The organism is Sulfurimonas sp. HSL3-7, assembly GCF_039645985.1.
In the GTDB taxonomy this organism is placed as follows: Bacteria; Campylobacterota; Campylobacteria; order Campylobacterales; family Sulfurimonadaceae; genus Sulfonitrofixus; species Sulfonitrofixus jiaomeiensis.
In genome coordinates this window covers 2,772,420-2,793,338 of sequence record NZ_CP147919.1, presented here as the reverse complement: position 1 = coordinate 2,793,338, position 20,919 = coordinate 2,772,420, and the positions used below count along the sequence as shown (strand labels likewise).

Sequence of the window (20,919 nt, the reverse complement as noted above, 5' to 3'; positions counted from 1 at the left end):
AAACGAAGTATTTGAATTAGACTTTTAGAAGTCTAGATGTTATTTAACTTATTATTGTCAAAGTCAACAAAATTGTAACTACAATTAATTCATTGACTGCTTTATTTGATGTATATTGAATAAGGTAGTGAATACGCAAATTAGAATAAAGATATTAAGGGCCATAGGTGGATGCCTTGGCTGGTAGAGGCGATGAAGGACGTACTAGGCTGCGAAAAGCCTCGGGGAGCTGCCAAGAAGCTTTGATCCGGGGATTTCCGAATGGGGCAACCCAGCATGGAGCGATTCATGTTACCCTACGGGGGGCGAACTCAGGGAAGTGAAACATCTCAGTACCTGAAGGAAGAGAAATCAAACGAGATTCCCATAGTAGCGGCGAGCGAAATGGGATTAGGACAAACCAGGCACTTGTGCTTGGGGTTGCGGACTGCGATATGTAGTTTGGATGATAGACGAACCGTCTGGAAAGTCGGGCCATAGCGAGTGATAGCCTCGTAGTCGAAATCAGAAGAACGCTAGCAGGATCCAGAGTAGGTCGGGACACGTGTTATCTTGACTGAAGCCGGGGGGACCACCCTCCAATCCTAAATACTACTACCAGACCGATAGTGAACCAGTACCGTGAGGGAAAGGTGAAAAGAACTGCGGTGAGCAGAGTGAAATAGAACCTGAAACCTATGGCTTACAATCATTCGGAGCACGATTATATATACGTGTGACGGACTGCCTTTTGCATAATGAGCCTGCGAGTTGTGGTATCTGGCAAGGTTAATCAAACGAGAAGCCGTAGCGAAAGCGAGTCTTAATAGGGCGAATTAGTCAGATGCTGCAGACCCGAAACTAAGTGATCTATCCATGAGCAGGTTGAAGCCGGTGTAAGAGCCGGTGGAGGACCGAACCGGTAGGCGTTGAAAAGTCTTCGGATGACTTGTGGATAGGGGTGAAAGGCCAATCAAACTTAGTGATAGCTGGTTCTCTCCGAAATATATTTAGGTATAGCCTCGAGCAGTAGCATGAAGGGGTAGAGCACTGACAGGGCTAGGGCTGCATACAGCGGTACCAAACCCTATCAAACTCCGAATACTTCATGTGTAACCTCGGGAGTCAGGCGTAGGGTGATAAAATCCTATGTCGAGAGGGGAACAACCCAGACTAGCAGCTAAGGTCCCTAAGTACTGTCTAAGTGGAAAAGGATGTGGAGTTGCTGTGACAACCAGGAGGTTGGCTTAGAAGCAGCCATCCTTTAAAGAAAGCGTAACAGCTCACTGGTCTAGCGATTCTGCGCCGAAAATATAACGGGGCTAAGACAGTCACCGAAGCTCTAGATTCGTACTTGTACGAGTGGTAGGAGAGCGTTCCAAACAGCGTTGAAGGTATACCGGTAAGGAGTGCTGGAGCGTTTGGAAGTGAGCATGCAGGCATGAGTAGCGATAAAAGAGGTGAGAATCCTCTTCGCCGTAAACCCAAGGTTTCCTACGCGATGCTCGTCATCGTAGGGTTAGTCGGGACCTAAGTCGAGTCCGAAAGGGGTAGACGATGGCAAATCGGTTAATATTCCGATACCGACGGTTGTTTGTTTGAATGATGGGGGGACGCATAGGGCTAATCGAGCTCACTGATGGAATAGTGGGTCGAAGGACGTAGGTTGTACAGTAGGAAAATCCGCTGTACATTAGACCGAGATCTTACAGGCTCTTCAATAGCTTCGGCTAGCGAGGAGAATCGATGATGCCGTCGTGCCGAGAAAAGCCTCTAAATGAGAACAACCGTTGCCCGTACCGTAAACCGACACAGGTGGGTGAGATGAGTATTCTAAGGCGCGTGGAAGAATTACTGTTAAGGAACTCTGCAAACTAGCACCGTAACTTCGGAATAAGGTGTGCCATAAATGTTTAGGGACTTGCTCCCGAAAGCATTACATGGTCGCAGCAAAGAGTCCCTCCCGACTGTTTACCAAAAACACAGCACTCTGCTAACTCGTAAGAGGATGTATAGGGTGTGACGCCTGCCCGGTGCTTGAATGTTAAAAGGATCCGTTAGCTTTGCGAAGCGGTGAATTGAAGCACAAGTAAACGGCGGCCGTAACTATAACGGTCCTAAGGTAGCGAAATTCCTTGTCGGTTAAATACCGACCTGCATGAATGGCGTAACGAGATGGGAGCTGTCTCAACAGTAAATCCAGTGAAATTGTAGTGGAGGTGAAAATTCCTCCTACCCGCGGAAAGACGGAAAGACCCCGTGCACCTTTACTATAGCTTGACACTGCTATTGGGATATTCATGTGCAGGATAGGTGGGAGCCTTTGATTCATGGACGCCAGTTCATGATGAGGCATCCTTGAGATACCACCCTTGAATATTCTGATAGCTAACTTGGTACGATTATCTCGTGCGAGGACAATGTCTGGTGGGTAGTTTGACTGGGGCGGTCGCCTCCTAAAAAGTAACGGAGGCTTACAAAGGTTAGCTCAGATGGGTTGGAAATCCATCGTAGAGTATAATGGCATAAGCTAGCCTGACTGTGAGACATACACGTCGAGCAGAGACGAAAGTCGGTCATAGTGATCCGGTGGTTCTGTGTGGAAGGGCCATCGCTCAAAGGATAAAAGGTACGCCGGGGATAACCAGGCTGATCTCCCAAGAGCTCACATCGACGGGAGGTTTGCACCTCGATGTCGGCTCATCGCATCCTGGGGCTGGAGCAGGTCCCAAGGGTATGGCTGTTCGCCATTTAAAGCGGTACGCGAGCTGGGTTCAGAACGTCGTGAGACAGTTCGGTCCCTATCTTCCGTGGGCGTAGGAAAGTTGAGGAGAGTTGCCCCTAGTACGAGAGGACCGGGGTGAACGTGCCACTGGTGCACCAGTTGTTCTGCCAAGAGCATCGCTGGGTAGCTACGCACGGATGTGATAACCGCTGAAAGCATCTAAGCGGGAAGCCAACTCCAAGATGAACTTTCCCTGAAGGACGCTTGAAGACTACAAGCTTGATAGGCTGGGTGTGTACGCATAGCAATATGTTTAGCTGACCAGTACTAATAGTCCGTTCGTCTTTTTCTTTCATAATTGCGTAATCACTGCCTTATTCAGTATATATCGAATGAGCAGCATGAATCGATTATAGTTACAAAACCTGTTGACTGACAATAATTAACTACTCCAATATATCCAAGCAGTTGGAAGTAAGATCATCTCGATGCTTTTACTTCCGATTGTCTAGGTGGCTATAGAGAGAGGGAAACGCCTGGCTCCATTCCGAACCCAGAAGCTAAGCCTCCCTTCGCTGATGATACTGCACCTTTCAGGTGTGGAAACGTAGGTCGCCGCCTAGTTCTCGGATTTACTTCAATTTTTAAACTTCAATCATTTACAATTATTATAAACTTTTTCACATCCATATCGGCGGCTATTGTCTGCGTATTCACTTCGTTCATTTGCTCCATCTTATGCGACTTTACTCAGATAAAACCTGACATTTAGTCAGCTTTTCTATGAGATATCCTAGTTCTCGGATTATACAAACTCCCATAAACTACATTTACTCTTAACAATCATAACTTTTATCATATACAAATCGCCGGCTATTGATCGTTACACTCTCTATTTATTGCTACTTTACTCATACAAAACATGCCTTTGGGCATCTTTTCTATGAGATATCCCAGTTCTCGGATTTTTATTCTTCATACTATATCCGCACATAACATGCCTCTGGGACCATATCTGTTTATATTGCAGGCCGTAGCGGGTCTTGTCCTATTATATTGTTTCACTTCGACTTCGCTCTTTATTACATCAATTCTTAATCTACGAGATAGCCTGTTTATTTGAACACGTGCATGAATTATTGGATGTTGTGGGAATAAGCTTATACCTGCTTTACGGTGTGTTTAAGACTTGATGCATACTCGGTGATGGGACGGAATGAAAGAGATGATTAAGAAGCTTTATAGAGTATATTCTGCTTAATGAAAGAAGTGCAAAGATAAAACCTCTTTGCACACGGATGATCTAGAGATCGAAAGTGATATTTTTGAGCATATTATCGACGATGTGCTGATAATACTCTTTTTGCGCGTCGGAGCCCAAAGCTACAGGGGGCTTGCCCATGTCGGAACCTTCTCGTATCTCCATATCCAAAGGAATCTGTCCTAGAAGCGGCACGCCGTACTTTTCTGCAACCTTTTGGCCACCGCCCTTGCCGAAGATGTCATAGCGTTTACCGGTGTCAGGTGCTACGAAGAAACTCATATTCTCGACGATACCGGCCATCGGGACGTTGATGTCTTTGAACATCATAATGGCACGGCTGACGTCATCTGTCGAGATCAGTTGCGGTGTTGTGACAAGGACACTGGCTTTGATCGGTAATTCCTGCGCCATAGTAAGCTGGATATCACCCGTTCCAGGCGGCATGTCGATCACCATAAAGTCAAGTTCGCCCCACGCGACATCTTCCAAGAACTGCATCAGTGCAGAGACAGCGACAGACGAACGCCAGACCAGAGGCGTATCCATTGTCGGTGTCGTGTGTGCGACACTCATGATCTTCAGACCGTAGTTCTCTGACGGAATGATCTTGTCATCGTCATTCCACTTAATTCGCTCCAGATCGGTACCTGTCAGACGAGCAATATTCGGCCCGTATACATCAGCATCCAAAAGACCGACTTTGTACCCTTTTTGCGCAAGTGCAATAGCTATGTTGACCGATACAGTACTTTTTCCGACACCACCTTTTCCACTGGTTACCGCTATCACATTTTTAGCGTAAGGTGCACGGTTGTTCGGCGCAGCCGTATCACCGTAGTTCATATCTTTTTGCGTTTGAAGCTTTTTACGGATGTCCAGGGTTTTGAATTTCCCTGCAAGGGTCTGTTCAATTGCTTTTTTTACATTATTGTAGGATTCATCTGTCACTGTGGCTAATTCAATTTTTGCATTGGCGTCTTTTACCGTTGCAGAACTTATCAGTTTGAGTTCGCCAAGCGTACGCTCAAGCCCTGGATACTGGAGATTGATCAGTGTTTCGAGTAGCTCTTTACTATTCATAGGGATTCCCTCTTGATTCTCTTGCCAGCAGGTTTTTAGTCCCGGTTGCTTTTTGAGCCAGTTTGGCCAATATACCTCTGGCATGAGGATAATCCATACTGAGACGGTGGTAGGCCTGAATACGTTCATCGATAAGATTGTTCAACATGCCTATCGCTTGTGTGAGCACGTCTTTGTCATAGGCGGTATTGAGAAGCTCTTTGATCTGGAGTTCCCTGGTATTCATCTGCATCTCTATGCCTAATTGCTTTGCTATATGCATAAAGTCTCCCTGTGAGAGGTAAAGACCGGAAAAAAAGGTGTTTAGGAAATGGTTCTCCAAAGCGGTGAACTTTGATCGTGCCTCATTCCCGTGTTTGCGTGGTCCCTTTATCATGCTTCGGCCTTCATCTCTTTCAGTTTGATATCAGCCGCTTTAGAGACATTCGGATCACTGTCTTCTAAGAGGTCTGTCAATATCTCTTTTGTCGCGCTAGGGTTTTCAGCAAGTCGCATACGAACCATCTTGTCTACATCGTTAACAAAGATTTTGAGCAGTTTGATCGGTGTCGAGGGGTTGCCGGAAAGACCGTCTTTTACTATTTTTTCATCGCTGAAGAACTTTTCCAGCACTTTCGGCGGGGTTGATGGATTGGTAGCAACAAGGGCACGGACCAGGTTGATCTCATCATTAGCCAGAAAAGCAAGGACTTCACTTGGGGTGTGGGGGTTCTTTGCTACAGCCCAACGCGCTCCCATATCGACTTTATTCTTGGCAATATCGATCAGTAACTCAACCATTGTGTCGCTGTACTCTTTATCACGATCATAAACAGAAGTACGAAGGCTCAGGTTCATGGCTGTCTGGCCCACAATCTCCTTATCGTCACGATTGGCATAGTAGATTGCTTTAACATCTTCGATTGGGCAATCTTTTTCTTCAAGAAGATCAATCAATGCCTCTTTGTTGTTTGCATCAATCGCCGTCTGTGTTTCAGGTGTAATCATTAAGTTCTACCCTTCATATAATGTTTGGAAAATAGTATCAAAACATTGTTAATTGATGCTGACTAAATCTATCTATATAAAAGAAATTAATTCTTTTGTAGAATGGTAACAGCATTGAAATGACACTTGTTTTTTAAAAAAACGAATAAGAACGCCTACCATTTATCACAAAGTCATCACAAGTGATTAGTGTTACAAATGGTAATTAATCCGACAGGTAAAGCCCGTAATTTACCCTCATTAAAGAGTGAAGCGCCTATAATAAAGCGTTTATTCCCCAAAAGTCCATTTGCCTGCTAAAGGTATGCACGTTTCGTGTTAATTTTTAGCAGGCATTGGCGATGCAAAAAAAGCTAGACTGAAAGGAGCAAGAATGAAGAGAATGCTTAAAACATTATGTGTTACAGCAGCCCTTACTCTTGTACCAGCAATGGCCGCTGGTAAAGGTTATAAGAACAACGACATTCTGATCTCTGCTAAAGATGCGATCAAGCTGATTGGCAATGAGAAAGTTATGTTTGTTTCTGGTGATAGTGAGGATGTATACAAGTTAGGACACATCAAAGGTTCTGTCTCTATGTATGCCCACCATTTACACCATTCAGATATTACAGGTGATATGCATTGTGCACCACTATATCGCTGTATCGATGATGCTCAAGAATATATCGGCAGCAAAGGTATCAGCAATGACATGATGATCATTGCATATGATGACTTTAAAGGTCCGAATGCGACAGGTGTTTACTCATTCTTTACAAGTTACGGTCATAAGAATGTAAAAGTTCTTAACGGCGGACGTAATGCAATCATGGAACTTGACCCTGCTCAAAAAAAGTTTGACAAGATTAACGACACGCTGAAAGCTGAGAAAAAAGTAGAGAAAAAAGCGAAAAAAGCACTTAAAAATGCGAAAAAAGCTGGTAAAACACTACCGAACGAAGCTGAGCTGAACAAAGTTATCGCTGATTCAAAGAAAAAGCAAAAAACACTGAAAGCTGAGCTGGCAAAAATCGAAAAAAATCTTCTTGTTGTTAAAGGCGATGAAGAGGTAGAAGCGAAACATTACGTTATTGACAAAAACAAACTTGACTTTACACACATTGCCGGTAAAGAGGAAGTGCGTCATGCGATGGACGATATCCTTGAAAAAGGCGACAAGTCGAAATATGTCATCATCGACTCACGCGGTATGATCGAGATCATCGGCGAGCGTAAGATGGACAATGTCGCGCGCGGCGGTCACATTCCGGGTTCAACCTTTATGGAGTGGAAAAAGACATCTGATCTTGACAACAAGAGATCGTTCAAATCTGCTGCAGAGCTGAAAAAAGTGTTTGACCACTATGGTATTACTCCGGACAAGACAATCTATGCATATTGTATGGTTGGTGCTGGTCGTGGTTCACAGCAGATCACTGCGCTTCAACTTCTTGGTTACAAAAATGTAAAAGTATTTACTGGTAGCTGGGATGTTTGGGGTAACGACATGAACTTGCCAATCAAGAAATAAGGGGGAAGCGTTAATATGACTAAAGTTATGAATAATCAACGTAGAGATTTCCTGAAAGTTTCAGGGATGACAGCTGCGTTAGTGGCTTCTCAAGGTAGCCTTTTCGCAAAAACTGAAGTAATGTCTGTAGAGAACGGTAAAAACGATTACCCGAATACAAACTATACTGAAGAGATGTACCGTAATGAGTTCTCTTTCACGTACGGTAAAAAAGAAGAGCACGGTTTCGCTTACCACTGTGTAAACTGTCAAGGTAACTGTGCTTGGGAAGTATGGTCTCACAATGGTGTTATCACACGTGAAAACCAATCTGCTCGTTACCCTGTAATCAATGCCAAGATCCCTGACTTCAACCCGCGTGGTTGTAACAAAGGGGTACAGCACTCACAGGTAATGTACCAAAAAGATCGTATCCTTTATCCGATGATTCGTGTTGGCGAACGTGGGGAAGGTAAATGGAGACGCGCATCTTGGGACGAAGCAGCAGAGAAGATCTGTCAAGAGATTTTCAACACATTGACTGATCCAGAGCGCGGTCCGGACAAATTGATGGTACACGCGGGTACAGGTCTTCTTACTGAAGGTCGCCGTGGTGCACCACTTCGTTTCTCTACACAGCTGGGTGCTAACCGTATCTACCCGTCTTCTTACCTGGGAGATATGTTCTCCGGTGCGGCGATCGCATACGGTGAAGGTAACGTCGGTTGTACATGGGACTTCATGTACAATGTTGATACGGCTGTTATGTGGGGTGGTAACCCTTCTGTATCACGTATTCCTGATGCTCACTTCGTGTGGGAAGGTAAATACAACGGTGCCAAGATCATCGTTATTACACCTGAATTCAACGCAACTGCAAAATCTGCAGATCTTTGGATCCCGATCAAAGCCGGTTCAGACAACATTCTTGCAATGTCAGTGATCCAGGTCATCCTTGATCAAAAGCTTTACAAACCGGAATTCATGAAGTCATACACTGACCTTCCATTCCTGGTTGATGTTGAGACACAGAAAATGATCCGCCGTTCTGATATGGAACATGCGGCATCCCCTGAAGATCACCATAAATATGAAGAAGAGTTCTACTGCTGGAATGCTAGAACACACGGTCCGGCACTAATGCCTGGTACTGAAGGTTCTGAGCATAAATCCCTTCGGTTGGAAGAGCATGGTATTGCTCCTGTTCTTGAAGGTGAGTTCAAAATCACTGATATCCACGGTAAAGAGCGTACGGTTACTACAGCATTTGAAATGTTGAAAAAATCAGCTGCTAAATTTGCTCCGGAGCAGACAAAAGATATCACAGGTGTTCACCCGGATACTGTTGTCCAACTGGCTAAAGATATCGCATTGCCACAAGTTGTCGAGATCACTACAGGTTTCTCATTGAACAAATACTTTAACGGTGTTATGTCAATCTGGAACATCTCTTCTATCTGTGGTCTTACAGGTCGTATGGGGCCGTACGGTGGTCTGAACACTGAAAATGAGTTCTCACTTTCAGGTCTTGGCGCACTCTCGGGCTTCAGCGGTAAATACAAACCGCGTTTCGGTTCTGGTTTCGTCGGTGAATTCGTATTCGGTGACGGTATGAAAACATTTGATCAGTACTTCTCTGACGAAGATGTAAAACGTGCACAAAACGGTATGTCTAAAGAAGAGTACATGGCTGTTGTCAACCAGATCATCAAAGATGGTGAAAACGGCGGTCTGAACAACACTTCTGAGCACGGTAACGTTGTTAAACCTTGGTGGCAACCGGATACTGCACTTATCGTTGCAGACTCCAAGTTCCGCCGTAATAAAGGTAACGAATACCGTAAAGCGTTCTTGAGCAAGATGAAACACTACTTCTATGTGGATTACCGTATGTCTGAAGCAGCGCAGTACGCTGACGTTCTTCTTCCTGCGAAATCACACTATGAGGTATATGACCTTCGTACATCTCCGGGTTATCACCGTTTTACGAACCTGGCGCAGCCGGTTGCAAACATCAAAAACGTTGGTGAAGCTAAAGACGAGTGGACAATGTTTGCTTTCTTGGCGAAGAAACTTGAAGAGATCGCAAACCGTCCTGAGAACATCGACAAAGCGAAAGTTAAAGACGACAAGCGTTATGCGAAACCAGGTTTCCACGACCTTACGATCTTCCACAAAGAGTATACGAATACAGATGAAGAGTCTGAGGGTGAAGGTGAAGTCTACCTCGGTACAGACAAAATGGCTGTTGAAGCGGCTCTTGAGAAGTGTGACCAGTACAACCCATGGACAATGGAAAAAATGTATAAAGTCGGTGGTTTCCTGCTTATCAATGAAAAAGCAGCAAAATCGTCTCCACTTTATTCTGATCGCCCATACTCGTCTATGGAGAACCACCTCTACAAATTTGAGCGTCTTGACACGGTTTCCGGTCGTCAGACATTCTATGTAGACCACGACCGTTTCATCCAGATGGGTGCAGCGACAAATACGGGTATGGAGGGTATCAACCCTGCGGACAACAAAGGGTCGACAACACCATACAAACTGATGACACCGCACGCGCGCTGGTCAATTCACTCGAACTACAAAACGTCTCGTACGCTTCTACGCCTTCAGCGTGGTGTACCGGCGATGATGGTCAACAGAGAAGTGGCAAAAGCTAAAGGCATCGAAGACGGCGATACTATCCGTATCTTTAATGCACTTGGTGAGTTCTATGCGAACGCGAAAGTGTCTTCATCTTGTCCACCGGACGGTCTCGTAATCGAGCACGGTTGGGAACCATACATGTATAAATTCAACAAAGGTCACAATGAAGTTGTACCGACAGCGTTGAATCTACTTGAGATGGCTGACGGTTGGGGTCACCTGAAATTCGGTGGTCTTTGGGATGGTAACCAGTACGCTTACGATGGCGCGGTTAACTTCGAAAAAGCAAACGTTTAATAAAGGGGACATGAATGTCAAAAAGACAATTAGCAATGGTAATGGACCTGAACAAATGTATCGGGTGCCAAACATGTACTGTAGCATGTAAGACTCAATGGACCAACCGTAACGGTCGTGAGTATATGTACTGGAATAACGTTGAGACGTATCCTGGTGCGGGTTATCCTAAAAACTGGATGGAGCTTGGCGGTGGTTTTGATGCTGCCGGCGACCTTCAGCCGGGCGTTATCCCGAATCTAGAAGCAGATTACGGGGTGCCTTGGGATTATAACTATGATGAACTCCAAAACGGTGCATCATTCGAGCCGAATGTAGAACCTACATGGGGACCAAACTGGGACGAAGATCAGGGTGCGGGTGCATTCCCACAAGACAACTACTTCTTCTACCTGCCACGTATTTGTAACCACTGTACAAACCCTGGTTGTTTGTCAGCGTGTCCTCGTGACGCGATCTTCAAACGTGAGCAAGACGGTGTTGTATTGGTTGACCTTGATCGTTGTCAGGGGTACCGCTACTGTATCGCGGGATGTCCTTACAAAAAGATCTATTTCAATCCGAAGATCTCAAAATCTGAGAAATGTATTCTATGTTTCCCACGTGTTGAGCAGGGTCTTCCACCGGCGTGTGCACAGCAGTGTGTCGGTCGTATCCGCTTTGTCGGTTTCCTTGATGATGAGGAAGGACAGGTTTCTAAACTTGTCAACAAGTATAAAGTTGCACTTGGTCTGCGTCCTGAATACGGTACGCAGCCAAATGTATACTATGTGCCACCGACCGAATCTCCTGCGAAATTTGACGCAGAAGGTAAGATCATCGAAGGTTCAACACGTCTTCCGGTAGAAGAACTTGAAAAACTGTTCGGCCCGGATGTTCATCAGGCTATCGCTACATTGAAAGCTGAGATGAAAAAACGTAAAGAGACTGGTGAGAGCGAATTGATGGATATCCTTATCGCATACCAACACTCTGACATGTTCCGTCTGGATAACAACTACTACCAAGAGGTTGCTAAAGCAGCTGGTCAAACACCATTGGCGCCGGTAGATAACCGTTATGTGGCTGGTAAGCATACAAGCACCAAGCATGTGATGAACTTCACACACGGTGGTCATGCAGCAGGAGGACACCACTAATGAAAAAGATAGCAACATCAATGATCGCAGCAGGTATTGCTGCCTCATCACTTATGGCTGCAGAAGCAGCGATTACAGCTGTAAAAGTTAGTGGCGATCTAAACAACGTATCGTATTCCGATGCCGTATGGTCAAAAGCGAAATTCTCCGAAGTTTCACTTTACCCACAAACAACGATCAAAATGAATGACGCAAAAGCAAACGAGCTTAACGCTGCCAACACGGCAGTAAAAGCGCAGATTGCTGCTGTATACAACGGCGAAAATATTGCTTTTATGGTCAAATGGCCGGATGCATCAATGAACATCCAGCGCGGCTGCAAAACAACGTCGTACGGTGACGGTTTTGCAGTCCAGTTCGCTGAAGATGCAAGTAACCCGGAAGCGCTTCCATACATTGGTATGGGTTCAGCTGACCGTGAAGTCGTGATCCACCTACAAAAGGCGGTTCGTCCATCGTATGAGCCAAACGGTAAGGGTGACGTTGCAATGCAGGTCAACCGTAACCAGACAGACCTATTCGGTGCTGACTTGGCTAAATTCGACAAAGACGTAGCTGCACTTGGTAACTTTGACTATGAGCGTTCATTCGTTAGTCAGGGATTCCGTTCTATGACTGAGATCAAAGACGGTTCTAACAAATCGTCTGCACGCCTTGGCTACAACACGAACAACGATGGTTGGGAAGGTACACTAACCCGCCCGATGAAAGACGACTACGTCGACCTTAACCAAGGTGCAATCCCGGTCGCTTTCGCTGTTTGGGACGGTGCTAAAATGGGCCGTGACGGTCTTAAAAACCTTTCACAGTGGGTCTCAGTTAAACTAGAGGGTAATGAGGGCGGTGATGCACTTATCGCTGCTCTTGATGCAAGTGCTGTTAATGGCGATGTAGCTGCAGGTAAACAGGCAGTTGCTGATAACGGTTGTGTGGGCTGTCACCAGGTGGAAGCGACAGATGCGGCTAATCTGATGGCGCCATCACTTACGAATGTAGGTGGATATGCGACAGCTGGTTACCTAAAAGAGTCACTTGTTGCTCCATCTGCTGTAGTCGTACCTGGCTATAACCGTAACGCGCACTCTAACTACATGTGGTACATGGAAGAGAACGGTAAACGTACTTCAACCATGACAGACTACAGTTTCTTGGATGCTGCGACGATCGACAATATCGTTGCGTATCTGAAAACTCTGAAAGCGGAGGCTAAATAATGAAAAAGATTGCATTATTACTATCTGCTCTTGCGTTTGCTGCTTTGGCAAACGAGGGTGAATTTGAAAAAAACGGCTTTTTAACAACTGAGAAGTGTGCAAAAGCCGGTGAATTTGCTGACTGCTACCTTGAAAATTTTTCATGTGGAAGCGACGGCTGTTTTGAGACAGAAGAAGCAGGTGTCCATAAAGGCGCACCTCTTGTTCTTTATTCTCATGATGACGGTGTGATCTATAAACTTGACGTTAGCAAGATCCCTGCTTCTGAGCTTGATGAAGGTGTTAGCCGTAACATGGTTACATTTATCGGCGAGTACGATAAAAAGACAAACACAATTCATGCAACTGAGTTTAAAGCACCACCGCCACCTACGAAGTCATTCTTCAAAGGTTGTCTATAATCTTTGCGGATCGGGGGTTTTCCTGATCCGTTCTCTTCTACTTTCAGTACACTATTAACATAAAATACTTTGTCTGATGTAAGGCATATTCACCTATAATACCGCATTTAAATAGGGAATTTTATAAAGATCCAAACATTGAATTTTTATAGATTTTCCAAGAGGAACCGATTTATGGATAATGATACAAGACTTTATATTTACGCTTTTTTGTCCCGCGTTATGAGTGATATTCCCGACGCACGCTTTATTAAAGACCTCAAGGCAAATGAGAGCCTTATGTCGACGATAGGTGAAAATTCTATGCAGTGGCTGTTAGGTCTGGATGATATGTTTATTCTGGATGAGCTGAACAGTGACTTTACATCGCTCTTTGTATTGAATACGCAGCCGATAGAATCTTTTGTACTCGATGCGAAAAACGAGGCGCAGGTGGGGTTGCAAAATCCGGCGATGAGCTACTATTTTCAAAACAATTTTGAAGTCAATATGGATCAGACCTCTATCATGGCTCCGGACCATCTCTCCATCGAGTTTGCTTTTATGCAGACCCTGGTCTATAGAGATGAGAAAAAGCCTCAGCGTGAGTTCTTGGAACAGCACATGATCCCCTGGGTCGTGCCGTATATGATGGGGATGAAAAGTATGAGTACAACACCGTTCTATCAAGACATTTGTGATTTTATCGTTGAGTTCCTGGTTGCTGATCTTGATGGCCTGATGGCAGGAGAAGAAAATGGCAGTAAATAGCTTTTTACAAAAAGCAAACCTGTTTTCGTACAGCGGTACGAACTGTGTAAGAAACGACTACTATCATCACGACTGTCATATTTGTGTCGACATTTGTCCGGAGAACGCTTTCCACATTATCCGTAACAAACTGACATTGTTTGAAAATGAATGTACGGGATGTTCGGCATGTATCGGTTCATGTCCGACAGAGGCACTTACGATAGAGAGTTTTGATCCCAATGCTTTCAGTGTCGTTTTTCACAAAGAGGAAAAACCCGAACTTTCTTGTAAAAAGAATACGCCGTGTTTGGGCGTATTTGATGCGCATCATCTTATTACGATGGCGCTAGACGGCACAAACGCACCTGTCTGCGACATGCGCCATTGTGAAGGTTGTCCGATAAACGCAGAGAACAAGCTGGAGAGATCTATTCGTGAAAAGATTGCGGTTGCCAACACTTTTTTAGAGAATGTAGGCCTTGAGAAGCGCATAACGACGATAGATGAAAAAGAGGAAGAAGAGGTCAATCCGAAGCGCATGCTTTTTAGAAAGGCAGTTGATAAAGCCAAAGTTGCCATAGAAGCGCAACAGCTTGAACTCGGTATGACCTTGGCGCATCAAAAGAGCAATGAGCATACGGGCTTGCCTCTTAAGAACATCATCCTGAAAGAGGCGATCCGTAAAAATTCCAGCAAGTTTGAGAAGACAGCCTTTAAAGAGCAGAACCCACTCTTTTTTAACAAGAAGATCATCTTCGAGAAGTGTACCAACTGTGGTGACTGTGCGCAGTTCTGTCCGACCGAAGCGCTGACGCTTACAGCAGACAAACAGGGTATAAATTTTGTATCTGGCAACTGTATCGGTTGCGGTATCTGTGATGATATCTGTAAGACCGACGCAATCTATACCGATGACAGTTTTGATCTGATCTCGATAGCTTATGACCGTATGGAGACATTGGTGCATTATGAGATGGTCATGTGTCATGAGTGCCGCTGTCCCTACCCTTACAGAGGCGGCGACCCGATCTGTGACCGTTGTGTCGACTTCAAAAAAGATTTTAGCGGGATGTTCACTTTAGCGAAAGATCAATAGTCAGTCTGCCGGCGAATGCTTTAAGCGTTGCCTATACGTCGTTAAGGGATGTTCTGATTCTATATAGGATAGGCGTTTTCTCAAACGGCTTTTCTCATTATTGAGAAAAGCAATTTTCATTAAACTCTATTTTTTCTCTATTTTATCTTTAGCAGTGCGGATTGCACTGTCTAGAGCAGTTTTAGCAGCTCCCCAGGCCTGAATACCCATACGTTTGGCTTCCTGGGCCTTTTCGGACTGAAGGGCACGTGAACCACGTTCCATCGCCTCTTTGGTTACGCTGCTGAGACGCTCTTTCAGAACATCGACCGTCTCTTTGGAGATAATGATCAGCTCGTCCATGTCGAGGTGAATGTCTTTACTTACTTTCATCAGCAACGCTTCAGTGCCTTTGTCAGTGGTCTTGGAGAGCGACTGAATGGTCTGCGTAAAGACAAGATTGGTCTGTTTAAGTTCGTCAATATCAGCGTAATCGCGAAGCACATCGGCTTTGATCTCATCGGGCATATATTGCAGCTGCTGTTTGAACTCATGGATCGATTTTACCAGACCGGTGCGGATACCGCGAAGCGTTCCGCGCAAAATCTCTTCAGCCCAGTTGGGTGTCGCCTCAGAGATACTGATGGCGCTTTGCAAGATGGTGTAGATGATCTTTCGGATGCGAATAGTGCTCATCGTACCTTCATTGAGCGTCTCATGGGTGATATCTTTTGTGATCTCTTTGATCGTCTCTTCGACATCGTGTCCCTTTTCAAGGGTGGTCAGGATGGCAGACTCGACCATCTCTTCAAGCATATCAAAAAGATCGATGGACTGAAGTTTGATCTGGTGGAGGTCGCGCTGCAGAGATGGCGCGTCTGTACCAAGCTTCTCTTCGAGTGCATTAAAAATGGCGTATTTGGCATTTTGCAGTTCTAGAGATTTACGCTCGAGTTGACGTTCGATCTGCTCTTTTTGCGCCAGCAGATCCTGCACCTGGTCATGCAGGCTTTTGGTTTCCAGTTCCATGACAGACTCGGCAAGGACTTTTAGTTCCTGAAAGTTGAGACGCTCTTTTGGAACATTCCACTCTTCTTCAATATGGGCAACAATCGAAGAGACTTTTTCGTCTAATGATGAGCCGCTGTTTTTTTTGTAAAAATTGCGAATGTTACGTTCATATTTTTCGATATCCATCGTTTATCCTTTGCCTTATAGTACCATTTTGATGTCTTGGTGCGCTTTAAGCGCTTCATAGATAAAGGTGCGCTCATCTTCGTTCTGGACGATCAGATCAAGGTTGAGACTGACATATTTGCCTGTTTTGCTTGCTTTGGAGTGCTTGAGTGTGTGTGCGCGCTCCAAAATGACCGAATGAATAGCCTCTTCAAGTTTCCGGCGTTCTTCACCAATGACCTTGTATTTCCAGCTACAGGGATATTCAAGCTCAAGCTTCTGATTCGCATCTTCGCCTATGACTCTCAATTTGGGTGTGTCTGCTGCCATTAGCCTTCTCCTTCACGTCTGAAATCACCGCTTTTGCCGCCTGATTTTTGTTCAAGCTGAACATTACGGATGATCATCCCCTTGTCGATCGCTTTAACCATGTCATAAATGGTCAATAGACCGATACTCGTACCTGTGAGCGCTTCCATCTCTACTCCGGTCTGGCCTGTCAGTTTTGCCGTAACCGTAAGTTTGAAACCGGGCAGTTCAGGGAGCTCTTCGACATCGCAGTTGATACCGCTGAGGTTGAGCGGGTGGCACATCGGTATCAGATCACTGGTCTTTTTTGTCCCCATGATCGCTGCGATGACCGCAGTCTGGAGTACGGGCCCTTTCTTCGTCTTTTCGCTTACGATGGCATCATAGGCCTCTAGCGACATCTCTATAATACCGCTGGCGACGGCTACACGTGTCGTCTGCTCTTTGTCGGAGACATCAACCATTTTCGGTCTGTCTTTTTCATCTAAATGGGTTAATTGCATTTTTTCTCTATATTTGGAATTCTTTTCTTTTATCATTATACCAAAGAAGGGTATATCTATGATGCTGTAAATAATATCCAGATAGGTGATTAAAAAATAAACAGTCGGGTGTTCATGAAAAGTCCGTATTAGGGCTATACTTTTACAGTGATTGACATTGATGGTATAAAAAGCTACTGATCGATTGGCTTTTTCTAGCTATTGCGTTCGTTACTGACGGAAACTTGAAAACAAAGTTGAAGATCGGGTAGGGCATTGAGAACAGTTGTGTGACTGTGTGGTTCTCCGGCATATCTCGAGTGTCAGCATTGTTGAATAAGGGCATACCGTTCTTTATATAAAAATTAGCGAAGGAGGGTGAGCTGTTACAGCTTTAGGCGCTGCCCCAGATTAGGTAGGTAAGTCCTAATAATACAGCTCACTCTGTAAGCGTATTCTCCTTTTCCCTGTCTTTTCCCATTGGATGGGGGAGTTATGTAAACAATTCAAATCACACTTCTATAGCCGTTAACGGACAGCTCTAAGAATCCATTGAGAGGGTTTTTAAAGATGCCCATTAGAGAAAGGAATTCCAGTGCAGAGTCTGGTAAAGATTTATGAACAAAATCAAGCAATAATTCAAAAATTTATTGTCTCCTCTTTGCGAAGACTACATCTTAAAGAGATCAATGACAGAACGTTTGAAATACTAAAAGAGTCTTTTCCAAGCCTTGAACTGCTTTATGAGTGCGATCCAAATATGGTTCAGATCTCGGCAAATTACGGCGAAGGCATTTATGATATCGAGCAGATCGGGAAAAGAAGGGACTATCTTGTCGATATGGAGGCGATGCATGGCGGCTATTATGTGACTGAACCCTATATATCAAGTGTTTCCGGGGACCTGTGTATTACGGTTGTCCATAAGTGCCAGGGAAATTTTTTCTTTTTGGACTTTAGGCTGCGCAAACTGCTGGAGCGTTTTCATCTTATAGTGAGCAATACAAAGTTCCACCGCCTCAGCCGTTTTTCCTACGGCATAATAGGCGGCGGGCTGCTTCTTTTTGGTCTATTCGTCGTGCTTTACGGTATAACGAGTTTTGTGATGTACCTCTTCTCTGATGCAGCGATGAGCCTGGAGGTTGTCTTCAAGCCGGTTATCGCATTGACGTTGGGGCTGGCCGTATTTGACCTTGGCAAGACCATATTCGAGCAGGAAGTCTTGCCGAGTACGCAAAATATTTCCGAGGTCTTTAACCCGAAAAGCCTGATCACTTTTATGGTCTCGATTATCATTGCTCTGCTGATAGAGGCGTTGTTGGTTGTTTTTAAGATCTCCATCAATGATTACAAAGACCTTCCTTACGCAGCGGCGCTTATCGTGGCCGTCTCTTTTCTGTTGTATGTTTTTAGCCGATTTGTTGCACTGCAAAAAGTTGGCAGTTTAAAAAAGGGAGAGTAGCTAGGGCATCTCTTGCAGGTGATGAGAAGGGGTAAGTGCTTTTAAAGCGATTTGAACGCCTCTTCGTATTCATGCGGATGGTTGAGGTTGGCAAAGGGTGTCTCGTCCTTAAAATCGATATAGACTGTTTTTGACTTTTTAAGCAGTTGCCCCAGACGGTGATTATCTTCTTGGAGCATCTGCTCGAAAGAGGGCAAAAGCGAACGGTGGTAGATACCGCACATAGGATGTGTTCCGGAGCCTGTTTTGGCGATAACGGCGTCAAGTTCTTCACTATCATTTTCCAGTAATGTCCGGATCTCCTCCTCGCCGACGAAAGGGGTATCGACACTCAGGACAAAGATACGTTCGTCTTTCAGTTTTTTGAACATCGCGTTGAACCCGGCGGTCGGTGCAAAAACTTTTTCTCCCGGTGAATCTTCGATAATATCGGCAGTAAAATTGAACTTGTTCTCTTTGGCCGAGATATAGACCTTTTCAAACAGCGATGAGAGACGACGGTACTGGAATTCGGCCAAGGAGTTGTACCCGCCAAAGGGAAGCAGTGCTTTGTCTCTGCCCATACGCGAACTCTTGCCGCCGGCAAAGATGACGCAGGGGATATCGAACGGTACCGGTTTGTGAGACACTGCTTACCTCTCCATGAGATCTTGTTTAGTGTCAGAAGTATAGTACGCTTCAGATAAAACTGCTGTAAAGGGCGGGCAAGAGCATTATGCGCTAAGAATTTTCTGATCTAAAAAAGAAGATTAATCGGTTATCGGCGAGTTCATGGTTCCACGGAATGATACCTGGGATTGATATTATGACGGCCCGCGTGGCTAACAGATGTGTTAGTTTCCCGTTGATAGCAATGCTGACGAGGGCTTTCAGATAAAGTCTATGACAATGGATCAGAACGGTATTCAGGGAGATCATGCCGGCAGAAAGCAGGATGACAGAGCGTGTCACAGGAATAACAAAGCTGTTTTATATTGGAATCAGTAGTAGATTCTGACAGTGGCAATAAGGCGTGACGGTTCACTGAGTCATGTTACAGGCGTAGCAGTTGTTCTTGCAGTTTTATATGCTTAAAACGCCAAATATATAGAGGTCTTGAAGAGAGAGGATGGTACCGGAACATAACGTCCGGTATAAGTACTATTGTACGGAAGCAGGATCGGCGATGTAGCCGGCAACCGCTGAGGCAGCAGCTACCGCAGAGTTGGCAAGGTAGATGCCGGAACTGCGTGCGCCCATACGGCCGACAAAGTTGCGGTTGGTCGTCGCGATGGCCACTTCGCCGTCACCGAGGATCCCCATGTAGCCGCCGAGACAGGCACCGCAGGTCGGATTTGAGATCACGCCGCCGGCATCGATGATGATATCGACATAACCCAGTTTCTCGGCCTCTTTAAAGATCTTCTGTGTTGCCGGTGTCACGATCAGACGCGTGTGGCGGGCGACACGTTTGCCTTTGAGGATCTCTGCTGCCATCTTGAGGTCAGAGAGGCGGCCGTTTGTACATGAACCGATGAAGACCTGGTCGACTTTGATCTTGTCGGCAACAGCCGTGCTCAGCGGTTTGCCGTTGGACGGCAGTGACGGGTAGGCGATGACCGGCTCAAGTTTAGAGACATCGATCTCGACGACACGGACATATTTCGCATCCGGGTCAGAATAGTGGTATTTCGGCTCGCGCGCAAGCTTTTTGTCGGCCAAAAACTCTTTGGTGACATCGTCCACCGCGATGATACCGTTTTTTGCACCCGCTTCGATCGCCATGTTACAGAGGCTGAAACGGTCATCCATGCTCAGGCTGGCGATGGTGTCACCTGTAAATTCAAGGGCCTGGTAGAGGGCGCCGTCGACGCCGATAATGCGGATAAGCTCCAGGATGAGGTCTTTGCCGTAGACATTCGGCTGAAGCTTGCCTGTAAAGACGACTTTGATCGACTCAGGGACTTTGAACCAGTTGCCGCCGGTGATCATTCCGAAGGCAAGGTCGGTTGAGCCCATTCCGGTAGAGAATGCACCCAGTGCGCCGTGCGTACAGGTGTGGGAGTCGGCACCGATGATAACATCACCCGGTACGACCAGCCCTTTTTCAGGAAGAAGCGCATGCTCGATCCCCATGTCTTTTTCGTCAAAATAGTTTTTGAGATTGTGTTTGTAGGCAAAGTCACGGCTGATTTTTGCCTGGTTCGCCGAAGCGATATCTTTCGCCGGGATGAAGTGGTCAAGAACCAGTGCAAAACCGTCCGGATTGGCCAGTTTTTCTGCGCCGCTCTCTTCAAATGCTTTGATCGAGATCGGTGTCGTGATGTCGTTACCGATGATCATATCGATATTACAGCGAACGATCTCGCCTGCATACACTTTTCTGCCAACGTGTTCGGAGAAGATCTTTTCCGTTATAGTCTGTCCCATAGTAAACCTTTGAAAAATGGTAAATAGTGATATTGTATTAACGT

16 protein-coding genes and 2 rRNA genes are annotated in these 20,919 nt (G+C 45.5%); 10 read left to right on the top strand and 8 right to left on the bottom strand.

The window, feature by feature from the left end; genetic code table 11:
* Positions 1-144 precede the first annotated feature (144 nt).
* Together WCY20_RS13875 and rrf are read left to right on the top strand one after the other, a co-directional pair.
* Positions 145-3,056, top strand: a 23S ribosomal RNA gene (locus WCY20_RS13875).
* 156 nt (positions 3,057-3,212) lie between these two features.
* Positions 3,213-3,328, top strand: a 5S ribosomal RNA gene (gene rrf, locus WCY20_RS13870).
* A 679-nt stretch (positions 3,329-4,007) separates the two neighbouring features.
* Here rrf and WCY20_RS13865 read toward each other — a convergent pair.
* The 3 genes from WCY20_RS13865 to WCY20_RS13855 all read right to left on the bottom strand — a co-directional run bounded on the left by WCY20_RS13865 (position 4,008) and on the right by WCY20_RS13855 (position 6,035).
* The gene (locus tag WCY20_RS13865) at positions 4,008-4,811 is read right to left on the bottom strand and encodes an Mrp/NBP35 family ATP-binding protein (RefSeq protein ID WP_345978280.1); all 804 of its coding nucleotides are present in this window, start codon (positions 4,809-4,811) and stop codon (positions 4,008-4,010) included.
* Positions 4,812-5,040: 229 nt separating this feature from the next.
* Positions 5,041-5,310, bottom strand: a complete 270-nt coding sequence (locus WCY20_RS13860; protein WP_345975975.1) for a hypothetical protein — start codon at positions 5,308-5,310, stop codon at positions 5,041-5,043.
* A 110-nt stretch (positions 5,311-5,420) separates the two neighbouring features.
* Complete coding sequence (locus WCY20_RS13855) at positions 5,421-6,035, bottom strand: hypothetical protein (RefSeq protein ID WP_345975974.1); 615 nt, start codon at positions 6,033-6,035, stop codon at positions 5,421-5,423.
* Positions 6,036-6,408: 373 nt separating this feature from the next.
* Here WCY20_RS13855 and WCY20_RS13850 point away from each other — a divergent pair, with 373 nt between their 5' ends.
* The 7 genes from WCY20_RS13850 to WCY20_RS13820 all read left to right on the top strand — a co-directional run bounded on the left by WCY20_RS13850 (position 6,409) and on the right by WCY20_RS13820 (position 15,058).
* Entirely contained in the window at positions 6,409-7,548 is a 1,140-nt protein-coding gene (locus WCY20_RS13850) for a rhodanese-like domain-containing protein (RefSeq protein ID WP_345975973.1), read from the top strand.
* A gap of 120 nt (positions 7,549-7,668) precedes the next feature.
* On the top strand, positions 7,669-10,476 hold the full coding sequence (locus WCY20_RS13845) for a molybdopterin-dependent oxidoreductase (protein WP_345975972.1): 2,808 nt from the start codon (positions 7,669-7,671) through the stop codon (positions 10,474-10,476).
* A 14-nt stretch (positions 10,477-10,490) separates the two neighbouring features.
* Positions 10,491-11,615, top strand: a complete 1,125-nt coding sequence (locus WCY20_RS13840; RefSeq protein ID WP_345975971.1) for a 4Fe-4S dicluster domain-containing protein — start codon at positions 10,491-10,493, stop codon at positions 11,613-11,615.
* Positions 11,615-12,829, top strand: a complete 1,215-nt coding sequence (locus WCY20_RS13835; RefSeq protein ID WP_345975970.1) for an ethylbenzene dehydrogenase-related protein — start codon at positions 11,615-11,617, stop codon at positions 12,827-12,829. The genes WCY20_RS13840 and WCY20_RS13835 overlap by 1 nt, the downstream gene beginning before the upstream one ends.
* Positions 12,829-13,230 carry a hypothetical protein gene (locus WCY20_RS13830; RefSeq protein ID WP_345975969.1) on the top strand — a complete coding sequence of 134 codons (402 nt, stop codon included), beginning with the start codon at positions 12,829-12,831 and terminating at the stop codon, positions 13,228-13,230. The genes WCY20_RS13835 and WCY20_RS13830 overlap by 1 nt, the downstream gene beginning before the upstream one ends.
* Positions 13,231-13,404: 174 nt before the next feature.
* Positions 13,405-13,980, top strand: coding sequence for a molecular chaperone TorD family protein (locus WCY20_RS13825; protein ID WP_345975968.1), 576 nt, complete (start codon positions 13,405-13,407; stop codon positions 13,978-13,980).
* The gene (locus tag WCY20_RS13820) at positions 13,967-15,058 is read left to right on the top strand and encodes a 4Fe-4S binding protein (RefSeq protein ID WP_345975967.1); all 1,092 of its coding nucleotides are present in this window, start codon (positions 13,967-13,969) and stop codon (positions 15,056-15,058) included. Before WCY20_RS13825 ends, WCY20_RS13820 begins: the two co-directional genes overlap by 14 nt.
* A 126-nt stretch (positions 15,059-15,184) precedes the next feature.
* Here WCY20_RS13820 and WCY20_RS13815 read toward each other — a convergent pair whose 3' ends face one another.
* From WCY20_RS13815 to moaC, 3 genes are read right to left on the bottom strand one after another with little or no spacing between them, the layout of a single operon-like run.
* On the bottom strand, positions 15,185-16,234 hold the full coding sequence (locus tag WCY20_RS13815) for a DUF6781 family protein (RefSeq protein ID WP_345975966.1): 1,050 nt from the start codon (positions 16,232-16,234) through the stop codon (positions 15,185-15,187).
* Between the two features lie 15 nt (positions 16,235-16,249).
* The gene (locus WCY20_RS13810) at positions 16,250-16,543 is read right to left on the bottom strand and encodes a DUF493 domain-containing protein (RefSeq protein ID WP_345975965.1); all 294 of its coding nucleotides are present in this window, start codon (positions 16,541-16,543) and stop codon (positions 16,250-16,252) included.
* Complete coding sequence (moaC, locus tag WCY20_RS13805) at positions 16,543-17,025, bottom strand: cyclic pyranopterin monophosphate synthase MoaC (protein WP_345975964.1); 483 nt, start codon at positions 17,023-17,025, stop codon at positions 16,543-16,545. The genes WCY20_RS13810 and moaC overlap by 1 nt, the downstream gene beginning before the upstream one ends.
* A gap of 640 nt (positions 17,026-17,665) precedes the next feature.
* Here moaC and WCY20_RS13800 point away from each other — a divergent pair.
* Positions 17,666-18,466: a PDC sensor domain-containing protein gene (locus tag WCY20_RS13800; RefSeq protein ID WP_345975963.1), complete on the top strand. Its 801-nt coding sequence runs from the start codon at positions 17,666-17,668 to the stop codon at positions 18,464-18,466.
* A gap of 41 nt (positions 18,467-18,507) precedes the next feature.
* Here WCY20_RS13800 and mobA read toward each other — a convergent pair whose 3' ends face one another.
* Both mobA and leuC read right to left on the bottom strand, forming a co-directional pair.
* Positions 18,508-19,095: a molybdenum cofactor guanylyltransferase MobA gene (gene mobA / locus WCY20_RS13795; RefSeq protein WP_345975962.1), complete on the bottom strand. Its 588-nt coding sequence runs from the start codon at positions 19,093-19,095 to the stop codon at positions 18,508-18,510.
* 511 nt (positions 19,096-19,606) lie between these two features.
* Positions 19,607-20,875: a 3-isopropylmalate dehydratase large subunit gene (gene leuC, locus WCY20_RS13790; RefSeq protein WP_345975961.1), complete on the bottom strand. Its 1,269-nt coding sequence runs from the start codon at positions 20,873-20,875 to the stop codon at positions 19,607-19,609.
* Positions 20,876-20,919 lie beyond the last annotated feature (44 nt).

Bases quoted from the DNA above. Each gene is read 5' to 3' on its own strand.
- WCY20_RS13865 (WP_345978280.1), bottom strand. From the start codon at position 4,811: ATGAACTACGGTGATACGGCTGCGCCGAACAACCGTGCACCTTACGCT.
- WCY20_RS13860 (WP_345975975.1), bottom strand. From the start codon at position 5,310: ATGCATATAGCAAAGCAATTAGGCATAGAGATGCAGATGAATACCAGG.
- WCY20_RS13855 (WP_345975974.1), bottom strand. From the start codon at position 6,035: ATGATTACACCTGAAACACAGACGGCGATTGATGCAAACAACAAAGAG.
- WCY20_RS13850 (WP_345975973.1), top strand. From the start codon at position 6,409: ATGAAGAGAATGCTTAAAACATTATGTGTTACAGCAGCCCTTACTCTT.
- WCY20_RS13845 (WP_345975972.1), top strand. From the start codon at position 7,669: ATGTCTGTAGAGAACGGTAAAAACGATTACCCGAATACAAACTATACT.
- WCY20_RS13840 (WP_345975971.1), top strand. From the start codon at position 10,491: ATGTCAAAAAGACAATTAGCAATGGTAATGGACCTGAACAAATGTATC.
- WCY20_RS13835 (WP_345975970.1), top strand. From the start codon at position 11,615: ATGAAAAAGATAGCAACATCAATGATCGCAGCAGGTATTGCTGCCTCA.
- WCY20_RS13830 (WP_345975969.1), top strand. From the start codon at position 12,829: ATGAAAAAGATTGCATTATTACTATCTGCTCTTGCGTTTGCTGCTTTG.
- WCY20_RS13825 (WP_345975968.1), top strand. From the start codon at position 13,405: ATGGATAATGATACAAGACTTTATATTTACGCTTTTTTGTCCCGCGTT.
- WCY20_RS13820 (WP_345975967.1), top strand. From the start codon at position 13,967: ATGGCAGTAAATAGCTTTTTACAAAAAGCAAACCTGTTTTCGTACAGC.
- WCY20_RS13815 (WP_345975966.1), bottom strand. From the start codon at position 16,234: ATGGATATCGAAAAATATGAACGTAACATTCGCAATTTTTACAAAAAA.
- WCY20_RS13810 (WP_345975965.1), bottom strand. From the start codon at position 16,543: ATGGCAGCAGACACACCCAAATTGAGAGTCATAGGCGAAGATGCGAAT.
- moaC (WP_345975964.1), bottom strand. From the start codon at position 17,025: ATGCAATTAACCCATTTAGATGAAAAAGACAGACCGAAAATGGTTGAT.
- leuC (WP_345975961.1), bottom strand. From the start codon at position 20,875: ATGGGACAGACTATAACGGAAAAGATCTTCTCCGAACACGTTGGCAGA.